This is a genomic window from Pseudomonas sp. RC4D1 (assembly GCF_018390395.1).
GTDB classification, from domain to species: Bacteria; Pseudomonadota; Gammaproteobacteria; order Pseudomonadales; family Pseudomonadaceae; genus Aquipseudomonas; species Aquipseudomonas danubii.
Genome location: NZ_JAHBAW010000002.1, coordinates 1,868,579 through 1,884,990, shown reverse-complemented (window position 1 = coordinate 1,884,990; position 16,412 = coordinate 1,868,579). Strand labels below are relative to the sequence as shown.

12 protein-coding genes and 1 pseudogene are annotated in these 16,412 nt (G+C 62.1%); 7 read left to right on the top strand and 6 right to left on the bottom strand.

All coding sequences use genetic code 11. The annotated features are described in order from the left end of the window. Nucleotides 1-7: 7 nt before the first annotated feature. Both KHO49_RS24230 and KHO49_RS24225 read right to left on the bottom strand, forming a co-directional pair. Nucleotides 8-3,103 carry a multidrug efflux RND transporter permease subunit gene (locus KHO49_RS24230; protein ID WP_213665924.1) on the bottom strand — a complete coding sequence of 1,032 codons (3,096 nt, stop codon included), beginning with the start codon at nucleotides 3,101-3,103 and terminating at the stop codon, nucleotides 8-10. Beyond that, nucleotides 3,100-4,260: an efflux RND transporter periplasmic adaptor subunit gene (locus tag KHO49_RS24225; protein WP_213665923.1), complete on the bottom strand. Its 1,161-nt coding sequence runs from the start codon at nucleotides 4,258-4,260 to the stop codon at nucleotides 3,100-3,102. The genes KHO49_RS24230 and KHO49_RS24225 overlap by 4 nt, the downstream gene beginning before the upstream one ends. Nucleotides 4,261-4,482: 222 nt before the next feature. Here KHO49_RS24225 and KHO49_RS24220 point away from each other — a divergent pair, with 222 nt between their 5' ends. From KHO49_RS24220 to KHO49_RS24215, 3 genes and pseudogenes are all read left to right on the top strand, one after another. Further along, nucleotides 4,483-4,728 (top strand): hypothetical protein, encoded by a 246-nt coding sequence (locus KHO49_RS24220; RefSeq protein ID WP_102860335.1) that lies wholly within the window; start codon nucleotides 4,483-4,485, stop codon nucleotides 4,726-4,728. 157 nt (nucleotides 4,729-4,885) lie between these two features. Beyond that, a pseudogene (locus tag KHO49_RS31600) lies at nucleotides 4,886-5,167 on the top strand (PAS domain-containing protein); the annotation flags it as partial. 246 nt (nucleotides 5,168-5,413) lie between these two features. Then, nucleotides 5,414-6,469: a methyl-accepting chemotaxis protein gene (locus tag KHO49_RS24215; RefSeq protein WP_372342534.1), complete on the top strand. Its 1,056-nt coding sequence runs from the start codon at nucleotides 5,414-5,416 to the stop codon at nucleotides 6,467-6,469. Nucleotides 6,470-6,501: 32 nt separating this feature from the next. Here the strand turns inward: KHO49_RS24215 and KHO49_RS24210 are convergent, their stop codons facing one another. The 4 genes from KHO49_RS24210 to norR all read right to left on the bottom strand — a co-directional run bounded on the left by KHO49_RS24210 (nucleotide 6,502) and on the right by norR (nucleotide 10,498). Beyond that, complete coding sequence (locus KHO49_RS24210) at nucleotides 6,502-7,251, bottom strand: YkgJ family cysteine cluster protein (RefSeq protein WP_213665921.1); 750 nt, start codon at nucleotides 7,249-7,251, stop codon at nucleotides 6,502-6,504. Nucleotides 7,252-7,369: 118 nt separating this feature from the next. Beyond that, the gene (locus KHO49_RS24205) at nucleotides 7,370-7,849 is read right to left on the bottom strand and encodes a GNAT family N-acetyltransferase (protein ID WP_102880860.1); all 480 of its coding nucleotides are present in this window, start codon (nucleotides 7,847-7,849) and stop codon (nucleotides 7,370-7,372) included. 3 nt (nucleotides 7,850-7,852) lie between these two features. Then, complete coding sequence (locus KHO49_RS24200) at nucleotides 7,853-8,755, bottom strand: chemotaxis protein CheV (protein WP_102880859.1); 903 nt, start codon at nucleotides 8,753-8,755, stop codon at nucleotides 7,853-7,855. 186 nt (nucleotides 8,756-8,941) lie between these two features. After that, nucleotides 8,942-10,498, bottom strand: a complete 1,557-nt coding sequence (norR, locus tag KHO49_RS24195; RefSeq protein WP_110652249.1) for a nitric oxide reductase transcriptional regulator NorR — start codon at nucleotides 10,496-10,498, stop codon at nucleotides 8,942-8,944. 156 nt (nucleotides 10,499-10,654) lie between these two features. Here norR and hmpA point away from each other — a divergent pair, with 156 nt between their 5' ends. From hmpA to cyoB, 4 genes are all read left to right on the top strand, one after another. Then, nucleotides 10,655-11,836, top strand: a complete 1,182-nt coding sequence (gene hmpA / locus KHO49_RS24190) for an NO-inducible flavohemoprotein (protein WP_110652250.1) — start codon at nucleotides 10,655-10,657, stop codon at nucleotides 11,834-11,836. A 304-nt stretch (nucleotides 11,837-12,140) separates the two neighbouring features. Then, entirely contained in the window at nucleotides 12,141-12,650 is a 510-nt protein-coding gene (locus KHO49_RS24185) for a disulfide bond formation protein B (protein WP_102880856.1), read from the top strand. Between the two features lie 795 nt (nucleotides 12,651-13,445). After that, nucleotides 13,446-14,390, top strand: coding sequence for a ubiquinol oxidase subunit II (cyoA, locus tag KHO49_RS24180; RefSeq protein WP_102860343.1), 945 nt, complete (start codon nucleotides 13,446-13,448; stop codon nucleotides 14,388-14,390). A 3-nt stretch (nucleotides 14,391-14,393) separates the two neighbouring features. After that, nucleotides 14,394-16,412, top strand: a complete 2,019-nt coding sequence (gene cyoB / locus KHO49_RS24175) for a cytochrome o ubiquinol oxidase subunit I (protein ID WP_102860344.1) — start codon at nucleotides 14,394-14,396, stop codon at nucleotides 16,410-16,412.

Here is a 16,412-nt window from a genome sequence, read left to right as displayed (position 1 = left end):
ACCCGCCTCAGGTGTTGGTGGCCGGCGAAAGGGCCGGCTGGGGCCGGTGGAACAGCCGCTCGAGCCACAAGTATATGACCGGCGTAGTGAACAGCGTCAGGGCCTGGCTTACCAGCAAACCGCCGACCACGGCGATGCCCAGGGGCTGGCGCAGTTCGGCACCGGTACCATAGCCGAGCATCAGCGGCAGGGCGCCGAGCAAGGCGGCGAGGGTGGTCATGATGATCGGCCGGAAGCGGGTGATACAGGCCTGGTAGATCGCTTCTTCAGGAGCCAGGCCACGGTTGCGCTGGGCCTCCAGGGCGAAGTCGATCATCAGGATGCCGTTTTTCTTGACGATGCCGATCAGCAGCACCAGGCCGATCAGCGCCATGATGGAAAAGTCCTGGCCGCAGAGCCAGAGCATCAACAAGGCGCCGAGGCCCGCTGAAGGCAGGGTGGAAATGATGGTCAGCGGATGCACGAAGCTTTCGTACAGCACCCCGAGAATGATGTAGACCGCCACCAGCGCGGCGAGGATCAGGTACGGCTGGCTGGCCAAGGAGCTTTGGAAGGCCTGGGCCGCGCCCTGGAAGTTGCCGCTGATGGCCGCCGGCATACCGATCTCGCTCTTGGCCTGGTCAAGCAGGATCACCGCATCCCCCAGGGCCACGCCGGGGGCCAGGTTGAACGACAGATTGGCCGCCGGAAACATGCCGTCGTGGGCGATCGACAGCGGCCCGATGCTGGGCGCGTCGAAGCGGGCCAGGGCCGACAGCGGGACCATTTCCCCGGTCAGCGGCGAGCGCAGGTAGAAGTAGTTCAGGCTCTCGGCCTTGCCCCGTTGCTGAGTGTCGAGTTCGAGGATCACGTTGTACTGGTTGATCTCGGTCTGGAACTCGTTGATCTGACGCTGGCCGAAGGCGTCGTACAGCGCTTCGTCGATATCGCTGGCGGTGAGGCCGAAGCGCGCGGCGGTGGTGCGATCGATGTTGATGTGGGTGATGCTGCCGCCCAGTTGCAGGTCGTTGGAAACATCGCGGAACGCCGGGTTGCCGCGCAGTTTTTCAGTCAGGCGTTGGGTCCAGGTACTCAGGGTCGGGCCGTCGTTGCTTTTGAGCACGTATTGATACTGGGCGCGGCTGGGGCCGGAACTGAGGTTGATGTCCTGGCCGGCCCGCAAGTAGAGGACGATGCCCGGCACCTGCATCAGTTGCGGGCGGATGCGGTCGATAAAGGCGCTGGCGGAGACATCCCGGTCGCCACGTTTTTTCAGCGAGATCCAGAAGCGGCCATTGGCGATGGTCTGGTTGCTGCCGGAGACGCCCACCGAATGGGAGAAGGCTTGCACTGCTGGGTCGGCAGCGACGATTTCCGCCAGGGCCTGATGTTTTTTCACCATGTCCGGGTAGGAGATGTCCGCCGCCGCCTCGGTAGTACCCAGCACGAAGCCGGTGTCCTGCACCGGGAAGAAGCCCTTGGGAATCAGAATGTAACCGGCGATGGCCATGCTCAAGGTCAGGCCGAAAATCCCCAGCATCAGTTGCTGATGGGCCAGGGCCTTGCGCAGGCCGCGTTCGTAGAAGGCCAGCAGGCGCTCGCCGAAACCCGGCTGGGCATGGGCCGGGTTCACCGGGGCACGCATGAACAGGGCGGCCAGGGTCGGGGCCAGGGTCAGCGAGACCACCACCGAAATCATGATGGTGGAGGTGGCGGTCAGGGCGAACTCCTTGAACAGCCGGCCCACCACGCCGCCCATGAACAGCAGGGGAATGAACGCCGCCACCAGGGAAAAGCTGATGGAGACCACGGTAAAGCCGATCTCTGCGGCGCCCTTGATCGCCGCCTCGCGCATGCCGTCGCCGGCCTCCAGGTGACGGTGGATGTTCTCCACCACCACGATGGCATCGTCCACCACAAAGCCCACGGCGATGACGATGGCCACCAGGGTCAGGTTGTTCAGGCTGAAGCCCATCACGTACATGAGGGCGAAACTGGCGGTCAGCGATACCCCCAGCACTGCGGAGACGATCAGGGTCGCCGACCACTGGCGCAGGAACAGCGCCATCACCGCCACCACCAGCAGCACGGCGATCAGCAGCGTGATCTCCACTTCATGCAGCGAGGCGCGGATGGTCTGGGTGCGATCCACCAGCACCTTGACCTGCACCGACGCCGGCAGCATGGCCTCAAGGCCCGGCAGCGCAGCCTGGATGCGGTCCACGGTGTCGACGATATTGGCCCCCGGTTGGCGCGAGATCACCAGATTGACCCCAGGCTGGTCGCCGGACCAGGCCTGGACGTAGGCGTTCTCCGAGCCGTTGACCACTCGCGCCACGTCCTGCAGGTGCACTGGTGCGCCGTCCTTGTAGGAAACGATCAACTGGCCGTATTCCTCGGGATGGAACAGCTGGTCGTTGGTGGATAGGGTGGAGATGCTCGATTCGCCATACAGCGCGCCCTTGGCCAGGTTGAGGCTGGTTTGCTGGATCGCCAGGCGGATGTCGGCCAGGGTCAGGCCGATGGCCGCCAGCTTGTCTGCTGAAGCCTGGACCCGGATCGCCGGGCGCTGCTGGCCGGTGATGTTGATCTGGCCAACACCGTCGATCTGGCTGATCTGCCGGGCCAGCAGGGTTTCCGCGTAGTCGCTGAGCTCGGTGCCGGGCATCTGCGTCGAGCTGATGCTGAGGATCAGCACCGGGCTGTCGGCGGGGTTGACCTTCCTCCAGGTGGGCAGGGTGGGCATGTCCTTGGGCAGTTTGCCGGCGGCGGTGTTGATGGCCGCCTGTACTTCCTGAGCGGCGGTGTCGATGCTCTTGTTCAAGGTGAATTGCAGGGTCAGCAGGGAGGAGCCCAGGGCGCTGCTGGAGGTCATCTGGGTCACGCCGGGGATGGAGCTGAACTGCACCTCAAGCGGCGTGGCTACCGAGGAGGCCATGGTGTCCGGACTGGCCCCGGGCAGGGTGGCGGAAACCTGGATGGTGGGAAACTCGGCCTCTGGCAGCGGCGCCACCGGCAGGCGCGCAAAGGCGATCAGCCCCAGCAGCACCAGCGCGAACGTCAGCAACACGGTGGCGACCGGATGGTCGATGCACCAGGCGGACATCGAGCCACGGCCCTTCATGGCTTGGGCTCCGAGGCCTGCACCAGGGGCGGCGGGTCGCTCAGTACCTGGACCTGGGAGCCGGGTTTGAGCCGCGACTGGCCGTCACTGACCAGCACGTCCCCGGCCTGGACGCCGGAGATGATGTTCAGCCCGCTGTCCTGATACAGCACCTGCACCGGCACGCTTTCCACGTGCTGGCCTTTGACCCTGAACACGAAGTGCTGATCCAGGCCGCGCTGGACCACGTTAGGCGGTACGGTGAGCGCGGCCTGGTCCAGCGCCGTCTGGATTTTCACCGTCACCAATTGTCCGGGCCAGAGCTTTTGCTGAGCGTTGTCGAACTCGGCCTTGACGCGAATGGTGCCGGTACCGGCATTGATCTGGTTGTCGATCAGCGTCAGGTGCCCGTTGCCCAGCAGGGCATCGGGGCTGTTGCTGTCGGCGCCCAGGTAGGCTTGGACCGCCGCCGGCTCCGGGGCGCGGATCAACTGCTGCAAGGTCGGCAGCATTTGCTGGGGCAGGGAAAACTCCACGGCGATGGGGTCGATCTGGGTCACCGAAAACAGCCCCTGGGTGTCGGTCACGCGTAGGAAATTGCCTTCATCCACGGTACGAATACCCACCCGGCCAGTGACGGGAGAGCGGATCTGGGTGTAGGAGAGTTGTACCTGGGTGGCGTCAATGGCGGCCTGGTTGCCCTGGGCCGTGGCATTGAGCTGATTGACCAGGGCCACTTGCTGGTCGTACGTCTGCTTCGAGACGCCGTCATCCACCGACAGCAGCTTGTAGCGCTTGAGATTGATCTGCGCCACCTGCAACTGGGCCTGATTCTGTGCCAGCTGGGCCCGGGCCTGATCCAGGTTGGCGCGGATCGAACGGTCATCGAGAGTGGCCAGCAGGTCACCTGCTTTCACCCACTGCCCTTCCTTGACCCGCAATCGGGTGAGGATGCCGTCCACCTGGGGACGGATGGTCACACTGTGCAGCGACTGCACCGAGCCTATGCCGCTGGTGTAGCGCGCTACGTCCTGCTGGACCACCTGTACCACCCGCACTGGTATCGCCGTGGGCGCGGCCAGCCTGGGGCTTGTGGGTTTGTTGAAGAACCAGATCGCAGCGGCGGCGATGGCCAGGAGAAGCGTTGCGGTCACGACGGTTTTCTTGGCAATGGGCATGGGGGGAGGGCGCCGGGCAGTGATGTCGGAAGGATGGCCATGATCTGTGCACAGTTATAGTCCGCTAACCCGGTCAGCAGGGTGACGGCCAGCTGTCAGCCCTGTCAGAAAAGTATCGGTCAGTCCTTGCGACGCAGGTCAAAGATCGCAGGCACACAGGTATACTGCCGACCCCTGTGGCCCGTCCCTCGGCCCGGCTTTTCTTTCTCTCCTGGAGCTTCCATGACTTCCCCTGCACAACCTGCTGCGGATGACGCCCTGAGCGTTGATCCTGCGGCCGAGCCGGCCACCCCTGAAACCGAGGGCAAGGCTGAGATACCGGCGTTCAAGTTTCCCTTCAAACCGTCCGAATTCGCCGCGGCAAAAAACGTTCAGCAGCCCTGGTACAAGAACGGCGCCAGCAATGGCCACACCAAGACCCCCGGCGCAGCGCCTCCCGGTACCCGGCGCTCCATGGGCAAACGTTGATATCGCCGACAATCGAAGATATTGCCTCGATTTGCGCTTTTTAATCGCAATGATGGCTAATTGCTTTAAACCTGAGCTGGATCAGTATTTGTGGCATCAGTGCGCTTAGAGTCAGCAGCCCTGCCGACTCCTCCTAACAATTACGAGCGCGCTTCCCATGAAGATCAACCTGCCGGTTACTGGGCGAAACGTGGACTTTGCCCCTGATGCGAACATCCTTTCGACCACCGATCTGACCAGCGCGATCACCTACGCCAATCCTGATTTCATCGAGATCAGTGGCTACACCCGCGAGGAACTGCTGGGTTCGCCGCACAACCTGCTGCGTCACCCGGACATGCCCTCCGCGGCCTTCGGCCATATGTGGCGCACCCTCAAGAGCGGCCGCTCGTGGATGGGCATGGTCAAGAACCGCTGCAAGAACGGCGACCACTACTGGGTCAGCGCCTACGTCACGCCGGTGACCCGCGACGGTCAGGCGGTGGAGTACCAATCGGTGCGCACCAAGCCCAGTCCGCAACAGATCGACGCCGCGGAGCGGGCTTATGCCCGGCTCAGGGAGGGCGGGCGTTCAGGTTGGAGCATGCTGCCTGTCGTCAGCCTGCGCTTGCGCCTGTGGGCCGCTATCAGCGCCGGTTTTATCGGCAGTTTCGGGGTTTCAGCCTGGCTGCTGCCCGAGTCCTGGATGCTCCAGGGCACGGTGATGGCCATGGGCTGGTGCCTGAGTCTGGTGGCAGTCGGTCTGCAAATGCGCCCGCTGGATCGCCTCGCCGAGCGTGCCCGGCAGATTGGCGACAACCCACTGAGCCAGGGCATCTACACCGGTCGTGCCGACGAGTTCGGGCGTATCGAGTTCGCCTTGCAGATGCTCGAGGCCCAAGTGGGGGCGGTGGTGGGGCGGATCGGCGATGCGTCCCAGCGCTTGGCCGGGCACGCCGCAGAGCTGGTGGAACACCTGCACAGCAGCCACAACAGCACCCTGGAGCAGCAGGCGGAAACCGATCAGGTGGCGGCCGCCATTCACCAGATGGCCGCCAGCGTGGCCGAGGTCGCCACCCATGCCCAGCAGGCATCGGTGGCGGCAGATCAGGCGGAAAGCGAAACCCGTGAAGGTCATCAACTGGTGGGCGAAAGCCGCAGCGCGGTGCTGCGCCTGGCCAGCGAGCTGGAGCGGGCCACCGAAGTCATTCATCAGCTGGAGGGCCACAGCACGGATATTTCCGGGGTGCTGGAGGTGATCCGCAGCATCGCCGAGCAAACCAACCTGCTGGCCCTGAACGCTGCCATCGAGGCGGCGCGGGCCGGTGAGCAGGGGCGCGGCTTTGCCGTGGTGGCCGATGAAGTCCGTGGGCTGGCCCAGCGGACCCAGGATTCCACCAACGAAATCCAGCGCATGATCAGCACCCTGCAAAATGCGGCGCGCCATGCCGTGGAGGCCATGCAGCACAGCAGTGCGCATGTGGAAAGCAGCGTCGACCAGGCCCAGCGCGCCGCAGTGGCCCTGGACGGCATCAGCCAGCGGGTCAATCAGATCACCGAAATGAGCCTGCAGATTGCCGCGGCGGTGGAGGAGCAGAGCGCGGTGAGCGAGGACATCAATCGCAACATCATCGGTATTCGCAATGCCTGTGAAGTGACGGTCAGTGCCGGGCAGCTCAGTCATGTCAATTCAGGCGACGTGGCCGGGCTGGCGGGGGACCTGCGGCAACTGGCCCAGGAGTTCTGGCATAAGCGCGGATAGGCCGGTTCGCCGGCCAGCCTGATCCTGCGGGGTCAGGCGGCGCGCAGCGAGATGAAGGCGTAGTCCAGGGCCGCTTCGCTGACCACCAGGGCGCCGGCAGCCTGGACCTGGCCGGCGATGTCGTTTCCGGACAGATGAAAGCGCCAGGGCTGGCTGGATGCCACGGGGGGCGCTGCCTGAACTTGATCGATGGCCTTGGCCAGGGCATTCATGTCGGGCAAGTAGGCGGTGAAGCCGTCGCCCTTGAGGGCCGTGGTGCGAATGCCGAGCAGGGCGCAAATGGCTTCCTTGGTGTGGATATCGTCGCGGTCGGCCTGGCGTGAGCGGCTGATCAGCTCGGCCAGTTCCCTATCCACCAGTGCTCCCCCCAGAATCAGTTGCGGTCCCTGTTCCCAGGATTCCGGCGGGCACTCCTTGGCCTGCGGGTTGAGGGGGATATGGGGATTGATCTCCATGGGGTAGATACGGCACACCAGGGGGCGACGCTCATAGATGCGGCAGAGCTGGTCTTCGTCAAGATTCCGGCAGGGGCCGACGTTGTAGGCGGCAAAGGTGATTGCCACGTAGGCCTCGGTACTGCCACTGCTGACCCGGCAGGAACGGCGCTCGGCGTGCTCGCGCTGTTGCGCCGGCAGCCCCAGGCCATTGCCGAGGAAGGCCTCCACCAGGACGATCACCTGACCGCCGTCGGCGGCCCAGGCCCGGGCTTCGGTGAGGGTCAGGGGCACATGGTGATCGTTGCAGCACTTGCCGCAACCAACGCAGGAAAACTGAGTATTCATGGAGCGAGTAAACCGTTCTGGGTCGACAGGGATAGCGCCATAAATGCTGTTATTGACGCGGCCAGGAGCCGTGTCGAAGCAAGTTGCACGCCAGCTGTCGGGTCTTGATGGCTGTCGCCTAGGGCAGGACTTCGCGACGCACGATATGCATGCCGGTGCTTTCATACAAGCGCCGCGCCCGCAGGTTGTCCTCCAGCACCCTGAGATCGACAAAGCCTTCCCGGCGTTCGGCGAACATCATGAAGGCTTGTAGCAGCAGGGCGCGGCCCAGTCCTTGACCACGGGCCCGAGGGTGCACCACCAGATCCTTGATATAGGCGCTGGTCCAGCACTGGGCCACCGCCACTACGCCCTGCGCATCCCGCACCACCAGGCACAGTTGAGGGTCGTACTCGGCATCGGTTTCGAAGGCCCGGCGCCAGTTTTCCAGGGGTGGCACCTGGCCACCGCCGTCCTGGTAGCCCAGGTGCAGCAGTTGATGCACGGCTTCGGCCAGTTCCGGGCTGTAGTGCTGCAGGGTGATGCCCGCCGGCCACTGTGGCGTGGCCTGGGGGACACTGAGGTCACGACGCAGCAGCAGGCAGTGGACCTCGCTCATGGCTCAGGCTGCCTGGCTGGCGATGGTCTTGGCAGCGTCGATCAGGCAGCGGGTCAGTTCCGGCGAGGAGAATTTGGTGAGTACCGCATTGGCTCCAGCCAGGCGGGCCTTTTCACTGTTCATGGCACTGTCCAGCGAGGTGTGCAGCAACACATACAGATGGGCGAAGTCCGGGGTTTCCCGCAGGGTCCGGGTCAGGGCGTAGCCATCCATTTCCGACATCTCGATGTCCGAAACGATCAGGTTGATCTCGTTGGCCGTGCCTTGCAGTTCCAGCAGGCAGTCGATGGCCTCCTTGGCGCTGCGGGCGGTGTGACATTGCAGGCCGAGGTTGCGCAGGGTGTGTACCGATTGCTGCAGCGCTACCTGGCTGTCGTCCACCACCAGGATGCGCGCATTGCCCAGGGCATCGGCGTCTTCCATGCTCAGTTCGGTGGGCGCCATCTCGATCTGCGCCGGGGCGATGCCGTGGATCACTTTCTCGATATCCAGCACTTGCACCAGCGTGCCGTCCACCTGGGTCACGCCGGTGATGTAGGACTTGATACCGCCGGAACCAAAGGGCGGTGGGCGGATATCGGTGGTCAGGCAGTGGACGATCTTGCTCACCGCCTGCACGTGCAGGCCCTGTTTGGAACGGCTGACGTCGGTGACGATCAGGCAACCGCTGTCCGGGTCGGCCAGGGGGCGCTCGCCGATGGCCCGGCTGAGGTCGATCACCGACAGCGAGTTGCCGCGCAAGGTGGCGATGCCTTTCACATGGGGGTGGGATTCCGGCAGCTTGGTCAGCGGCGGGCAGGGAATGATTTCACTGACTTTAAGCAGGTTGATTGCCATCAGCTTGCCGCTGCGCAAGGTAAACAGCAGAAGCGAAAGCGAGTCTGCGCGGGCTTTGTTGGAGGACATAAAAACCTTCTCTGGAAAAAATTGGCTTGTGGCTCGACCCACGGACAACCCTTGATAACGGGTTATCGACGTATTCAGGACGGGCTTTAGCGGCGAGGCTGCTTTCCGTCGGCCGCTGCGCGGGTCCCTGGATTTACGCCGTGCCCTTTGCTGGCACGCCCGCTCCAGCGAGCAGGCCCTTGGCCTCTACCGCAGGCCCAGGCGCTTGGCCAGGCGGCTGAGGTTGGCCCTGTCCAAGCCTAGCTCACGGGCGGCACTGGCCCAGTTGTGCTGGTGCCGTTCAAGGCAGGCGTTGATCAGTTGGCGTTGATAGTGCTCGGTGGCCTGGCGCAGATCGCCGTTGGTGAGGGCCAGAGGCGCGCTTTCAAGGGCTTGCTCGGGCACGGCAGGCGCCTTTTCGCTGACCCGCGGCAGGTCCAGGTCCGTTGCATCCAGGCTGAGGATCTTCGGCCGTTCACGGCAGTTGCCCAAGGCCTTGAGGGCGCTGCGTCCGATCAAGTGCTCCAGTTCGCGGACGTTGCCCGGCCAGTTGTAGGCCAGCAGCGCCTGTTGCGCATCGGCGCTCAGGCGCAGGCTGCCCAGGCCCATGCGCGAGCGGTTCTGTTCCAGGAAGTAGCCGCTGAGCAGCAGCACGTCCCGGCCCCGGTCCCGCAGGGCCGGCACCCGCAGTGGATACACGCTGAGGCGATGGTAGAAGTCGGCGCGATAACGACCGTTGCGCACCTCTTCTGCCAGATCGCGGTTGGTGGCGGCGATCAGGCGTACGTCCACCTGATGTTCCTTGTCCGAGCCCAGGCGTTGCAATTGGCCGCTTTGCAGCACCCGCAGCAGCTTGGCTTGTACCGTCAGCGACAGTTCACCGACTTCATCGAGAAACAGGGTGCCGCCATTGGCCAGCTCGAATTTCCCCCGACGATCCTGGGTGGCCCCGGTAAAGGCGCCGCGCACATGGCCGAACAGCTCGCTCTCCACCAGGGTGTCGGGCAGGGCCGCGCAGTTGAGGCTGATGATCGGTTGCTCCGCCCGGGGCGAGGCCGCGTGAATGGCTTGGGCCACCAACTCCTTGCCAACGCCGGTTTCCCCGGTGATCAGCACGGTCAGGTCGCTGCCGCCAACCAGATTGATCTCTTCCAGCAAGCGCTTGTGGGCCTTGCTCTGGCCAATCATCTCGCGGTTCTGCCCGCTGGCCTGGCGGAAGACTTCGGCCCGTTGATGCTCGTTTTCGGCGCGCAGTGCCAGGCGCTCGATGCGTTCGGCAGCGCTGACCGTGGCGGCAGCCAGGCTGGCGAAGGCTTGCAGGGCGTCCAGCTCGATAGGCTCGAAGCGCTGCGGGTCGAGGGCGTCGAGGGTCAGCAGGCCCCAGGGGCGTTCATCGACGAACAGCGGACAGCCCATGCAGTCATGGACTTCCAGGTGATCGTCGAGACCTTCCACCAGGCCGTCATAGGGATCGGGCAGTTCACTGTCGCTGGCAAAACGGGTCGGTCCCGGGCTGCTGAGCAGGGCGGCAAAGCGCGGGTGCTCGCTGACCTTGAAGCGCCGGCCCAGGGTATCGGTACTCAGGCCGTTGACCGCCAGCGGCACCAGCCATTCGCCATCCAGGCGCAGCAGCGCGGCGGCATCGCAGGGCAGCAGGGCTCGCAGGGCCTCCAGCAGGCGGCGATATCGTTCGCCCTCAGGCAGTTCCCGGGACAGGTCGGTCACCAGTGGCAGTAGGGTCGTGAGTAGGGATTTTGCAGTCATAAGGACTCCGCGTTGTCTTAATGACTATAAAGGTCGGCGTGTCTTTATGACTATTTATATTTTAAGTTATTGATTTATAACGATTTAAATTCTGGCATGGAAACTGATTAGTTAAGGGCAACCTGCAAGCAGTCAAAAAGTCCAGGAGTTGTCCCTATGCTAAGCGTTCAAGATCGCGCCATCATCAAATCCACTGTGCCCCTGCTGGAAAGCGGTGGCGAAGCCCTGATTACCCATTTCTACCGGATGATGCTGTCCGAGTACCCCCAGGTGCGTCCGCTGTTCAACCAGGCCCACCAGGCCAGCGGTGATCAGCCCCGGGCCCTGGCCAATGGCGTACTGATGTATGCCCGGCATATCGACCAGTTGGACCAACTGGGGGACCTGGTGGCCAAGATCATCAACAAGCATGTGGCCCTGCAGATCCTGCCGGAGCATTACCCCATAGTTGGCGCCTGCCTGTTGCGGGCCATTTCCGAGGTGCTGGGCAGCGAGATCGCCACTCCCGAAGTGATCAATGCCTGGGGCGCGGCTTACAACCAGTTGGCGGATATCCTGATTGGCGCCGAGGCGGCCATCTACGACGAGAAGGCCCAGGCACCCGGCGGCTGGCGGGGCGCGCGGGAATTCACATTGGTGGATAAGGTCCAGGAGAGTGCGGAAATCACCTCCTTCTATTTCGAGCCATTGGACCGGGGGCCGATCCTCGCCGCCGAGCCTGGGCAGTACATTGGCTTGCAGCTCTTCATCGAGGGCGAGGAAGTACGGCGCAATTATTCCCTGTCGGCGCTTACCAGCCAGGGCCAGTACCGCATCAGCGTCAAGCGCGAGGCCGGAGGCGTGGCGTCCAACTACCTGCATGACCAGTGCCCGGTGGGCGCGCGCATCATGCTGTTTCCGCCGGCGGGTGAGTTCACCCTGGAGGCCAGCGACAAGCCCCTGGTGCTGATCAGTGGCGGGGTTGGTATCACCCCGACCCTGCCGATGCTGGAGGCCGCGTTGGCGACCGAGCGCCCGGTGCATTTCATCCACTGTGCACGCAATGGCCAGGTGCATGCGTTTCGCCACTGGGTCGACGAGTTGGCGCAGCGTTATCCACAGCTCAAGCGTTTCTACTGCTACGCCGAAGACGACGGCATCAGCCCAGCAGCAGACAAACTGGGGCTGCTGACCCGGGAGCAGTTGGCCGACTGGTTGCCGGAGCAGCGTGATCTGGATGCCTATTTCCTTGGGCCCAAGGGCTTCATGGCGGCCATCAAGCGCCATCTCAAGGCCCTGGGCATTCCCGAGCAACAAAGTCGCTACGAGTTCTTCGGCCCGGCGGCGGCCCTGGAATAACCCTCGCGACTCCTGCACAAGCCAGCCCTGCAATGGGGCTGGCTTGTTAATCCTTGCTTAACCTGCCTGTCGTTAATTCCCCACGATGCTGGGATGGCGCTGCCATGCCGGCCCTTTCATTGTGCGTCCCCCAGGCCCGTAAACCTTGGGTATTGCCTGCGATGCAATGCATTCAAAGGTCATGATCAGCGTGTAGACTTCCGGGCACCCGATGGCAATCAGATCAACTTCGCAATTCAACCGTGGGCTGCCGTGAGCAGCACAGGTGGCCCGGTTGGACAGACAACAGAAAAAAGGAAAAGGGATGAGTGACGACAGACTGCGTTTGGGACGTGAACGGCGCTTCCTGGTGCTGCTGGGGGTTATCTGCCTGGCGTTGATCGGCGGTGCCCTGTACATGCAGGTGGTATTGGGCGAGGCGCCTTGCCCTCTGTGCATCTTGCAGCGCTACGCCTTGCTGCTGATTGCACTGTTCGCCTTCATTGGCGCGGCCCTGAGTTCGCGGCGTGGCATCACCATCATGGAGACGCTGGTGGTGATCAGTGCCATCGCCGGCGCGGGAGTGGCCGGGCACCATGTGTACACCCAGTTCTATCCAGCAGTGAGCTGTGGCATTGACGTGCTGCAGCCGATTGTCGACAGCCTGCCCTTGGCGACGATCTTTCCCCTGGGCTTTCAGGTAGACGGCTTCTGCTCCACGCCGTATCCGCCGATCCTTGGGCTGTCCCTGGCCCAGTGGGCACTGTTGGCGTTCGTGCTGACGGTGATCCTGGTGCCCCTGGGCGTGGTGCGCAATCGCAAAAAAACCTACTGATTCACCCGGAAAAGCCCCGGTCCCTCAACAGGGGCCGGGGCTTTTTCATGTCGTTCATCCAGCAGTTGAAAAGTCCGTGATTTGCGGCAAGTGAGGGTGCGGCAAAAGTGCGACATGTTGTCACACTGTCGCGGCCGCAGGCGGGCGGTCGGGGGCTGCCAACAGACTGCATTCCGGGCAACTGGTTCCATACAAGTCTGTCAGTTTATGTAAGCCGCGTTGTTGGGGAAAACCCATAGCCTGCTATCTATACAATTCTTCACAGACCCCGTTTTACAAGGGGTGAAGCCATATGAAAGGCGGCTTTCAGGGGTGGGTAGAGGTCCGGCGGCGGGGCTTTTTCAAGTCCTTTTTGGGGGTTTTTGTTGATAATGAAAATCGTTATGATTGCGATCCTTTGCAACAATCGTGAGCGATTGTTGCGCCCAGCGATAAAAATTATTTCGGGATAAGACATGGTTTATAAAACGCGACATATCTACAATCGCCCGCACTGAATTTCCGACGCTGCTCATCCCTGAGCACACGAGGACGGTCGAGGGGCGGATTGAGCGCTCCATGCGACTGCGGGTGTCGGCGCCTTCCAAACTTCCGCACCAAATGGAATTGGTCTGTAACAAGGCCTTTGACCACGAGATCGAATAAGAACCACTGCTAGCCCGGGATGTGTCGTTGAGCGTTTAACGCAACGGGCAGGCCCTTATTCCATTGAAGAAAAATGCCAACCCTTGGCAGGGTGAAGTGTTGGCGATCAAAACCCAACTGCATTGCGCAAGCTGCTTTAGAGGTCGTGAGATGAGTAAAAACAGGTACCCCAGATTACTAGGCTTATTGCCGCTGCTCGGCATGTTGATGCTGGGAGGCTGCAAATGGACCTTGCTCGATCCTAAGGGTCAGGTCGGTCTGGATGAACGAAACCTGATCATCACGGCAACCATCCTGATGCTGCTGGTGGTTGTGCCGGTCATCATCATGACCTTCGCCTTCGCCTGGAAATACCGCGCCTCGAACACGGACGCGACCTACGCGCCGAAGTGGTCCCACTCCACCAAGATCGAAATCGCCGTATGGCTGGTTCCGGTGCTGATCATCATTGCCCTGGGTTATGTCACCTACAAGTCGACCCACGCCCTGGACCCGTACCGTCCGCTGGAGTCCGACGTCAAGCCGGTGACCATCGAAGTGGTCGCCATGGACTGGAAGTGGCTGTTCATCTACCCCGAGCAAGGCATCGCCACCGTCAACAAGATCGTGTTCCCGGCCCATACCCCGGTGAACTTCCGCGTGACCTCCGACACCGTGATGAACTCGTTCTTCATCCCGGGCCTGGGCGGCCAGATCTACGCGATGGCGGGCATGACCACCAAGCTGCACCTGATTGCCAACCAGAACACCGAACTTGAAGGTATCTCCGCCAACTACAGCGGCGCGGGTTTTACCGGCATGAAATTCAAAGCGATCGCAACCAGTCAGGAAGATTTCGACGCCTGGGTAAACGAAGTCAAGAAGGCACCTAAACAGCTGGACACCGCTGAATACGAAGCCCTTTCCAAGGCGAGCCAGAACAATCCTGTAGAACTCTACTCCGCGTACGCGCCGAACCTGTTCCAGACCATCATCGACAAGTATGAAGGCATGAAACCGGGCCAGCCGCTCAAGCACGAGAAGAAAGAAAAGGAAGTGGCTGCAACCGAAGGGATGGACGTGAGTTCGCATTCAGCTGCCGGGGCAGAGGAGTAAACGATGTTTGGTAAATTAAGTCTGGAAGCGATTCCGTTCCACGAGCCGATTGTCATGGTGACCATTGCCATGATCGCGCTCGGCGGCGTGGCGCTGTTCGCGGCAATCACCTACTTCAAGAAGTGGACCTACCTGTGGACCGAGTGGCTGACGTCCGTCGACCACAAGAAAATCGGTGTGATGTACATCATCGTCGCCATGGTCATGCTGCTGCGTGGCTTCGCCGACGCCATCATGATGCGTACCCAGCTGGCCATGGCCACCGAGGGTTCGCCTGGCTACCTGCCACCTGAACACTATGACCAGATATTCACCGCCCACGGTGTGATCATGATCATCTTCATGGCGATGCCTTTCTTCACCGGCCTGATGAACCTGGTCGTGCCGCTGCAGATCGGCGCGCGTGACGTGGCCTATCCGTTCCTCAACTCCCTGAGCTTCTGGCTGCTGGTATCGGGCGTGGTGCTGATCAACCTGTCCCTGGGCGTTGGCGAATTCGCCAAGACCGGCTGGGTTGCCTATCCGCCACTGTCGGGCCTGCAATACAGTCCGGGCGTGGGTGTCGACTACTACATCTGGGCGCTACAGCTATCAGGGCTGGGGACAACGCTGACGGGGGTCAACTTCCTGGCCACCGTGCTGAAAATGCGTACCCCGGGCATGAAGATGATGGACATGCCGATCTTCACCTGGACCTGCACCTGGGCCAACGTGCTGATCGTGGCTTCGTTCCCGATCCTCACCGCTACCCTGGCACTGCTGACGCTTGACCGTTACATGGATTTCCACATTTTCACCAATGAACTTGGTGGCAATCCAATGATGTACGTGAACCTGTTCTGGGCCTGGGGTCACCCCGAGGTGTACATCCTGATCCTGCCAGCGTTCGGTATCTTCTCCGAAGTCATCTCGACCTTCTCGGGCAAGCGCCTGTTCGGCCACCACTCGATGATCTACGCGTCCGGCGCGATCTCGATCCTGGGCTTCATGGTCTGGCTGCACCACTTCTTCACCATGGGTTCGGGGGCCAGCGTCAACGCCTTCTTCGGCCTGGCCACCATGCTGATCTCGATCCCGACGGGGGTGAAGCTATTCAACTGGCTGTTCACCATCTACCACGGCCGTCTGCGCATCACCAGCCAGGTTCTGTGGACCCTGGGCTTCATGGTGACCTTCGCCATCGGCGGCATGACCGGCGTACTGCTGGCCATCCCGGGTGCGGACTTCGTCCTGCACAACAGCCTGTTCGTGATCGCTCACTTCCACAACGTGATCATCGGCGGCGCGGTATTCGGCTACATCGCCGGCTTCAGCTTCTACTTCCCGAAAGCCTTCGGCTTCAAGCTGCATGAAGGTTGGGGCAAGGCTGCCTTCTGGTTCTGGATCTCGGGCTTCTTCGTCGCCTTCATGCCGCTCTATGCACTGGGCTTCATGGGCATGACCCGTCGTCTGAACGCCACCACCAACCCTGAGTGGGTGCCATACCTGTACGTGGCCATGGTGGGTGCACTGATGATCGCTGTGGGTATCGCCTGCCAGCTGATCCAGCTGTACGTCAGCGTGCGTGACCGCAAGCAGAACATGTGTGTGTCCGGCGACCCATGGAACGCCCACACCCTGGAATGGTCGACCTCGTCGCCACCGCCGTTCTACAACTTCGCGGTACTGCCCAAAGCCGACGGCATCGACCCGTTCACCGAAGCCAAGGAAGACGGTACCGCCTACGCGAAGCCAAGCCGCTACCAGCCGATCCACATGCCCAACAACACCGCTACCGGTGTGGTCATGGGGGCCCTGCTGACCGTGTTCGGTTTCGCCATGATCTGGCACATCTGGTGGCTGGCCATCGCAAGCCTGGCCGGCACCGTGATCTATTTCGCGATCCACGCTGCCCGTGATGATCAAGGCTACATGGTGCCGGTCGAGACGATCGAACGCATCGAAGCCGAGCAGCACAAGCGTCTGGTATCGGAGAACAAGATCCCGGCTACCCGTGTTGAAACCTCGTTGGAACAGGCTTAA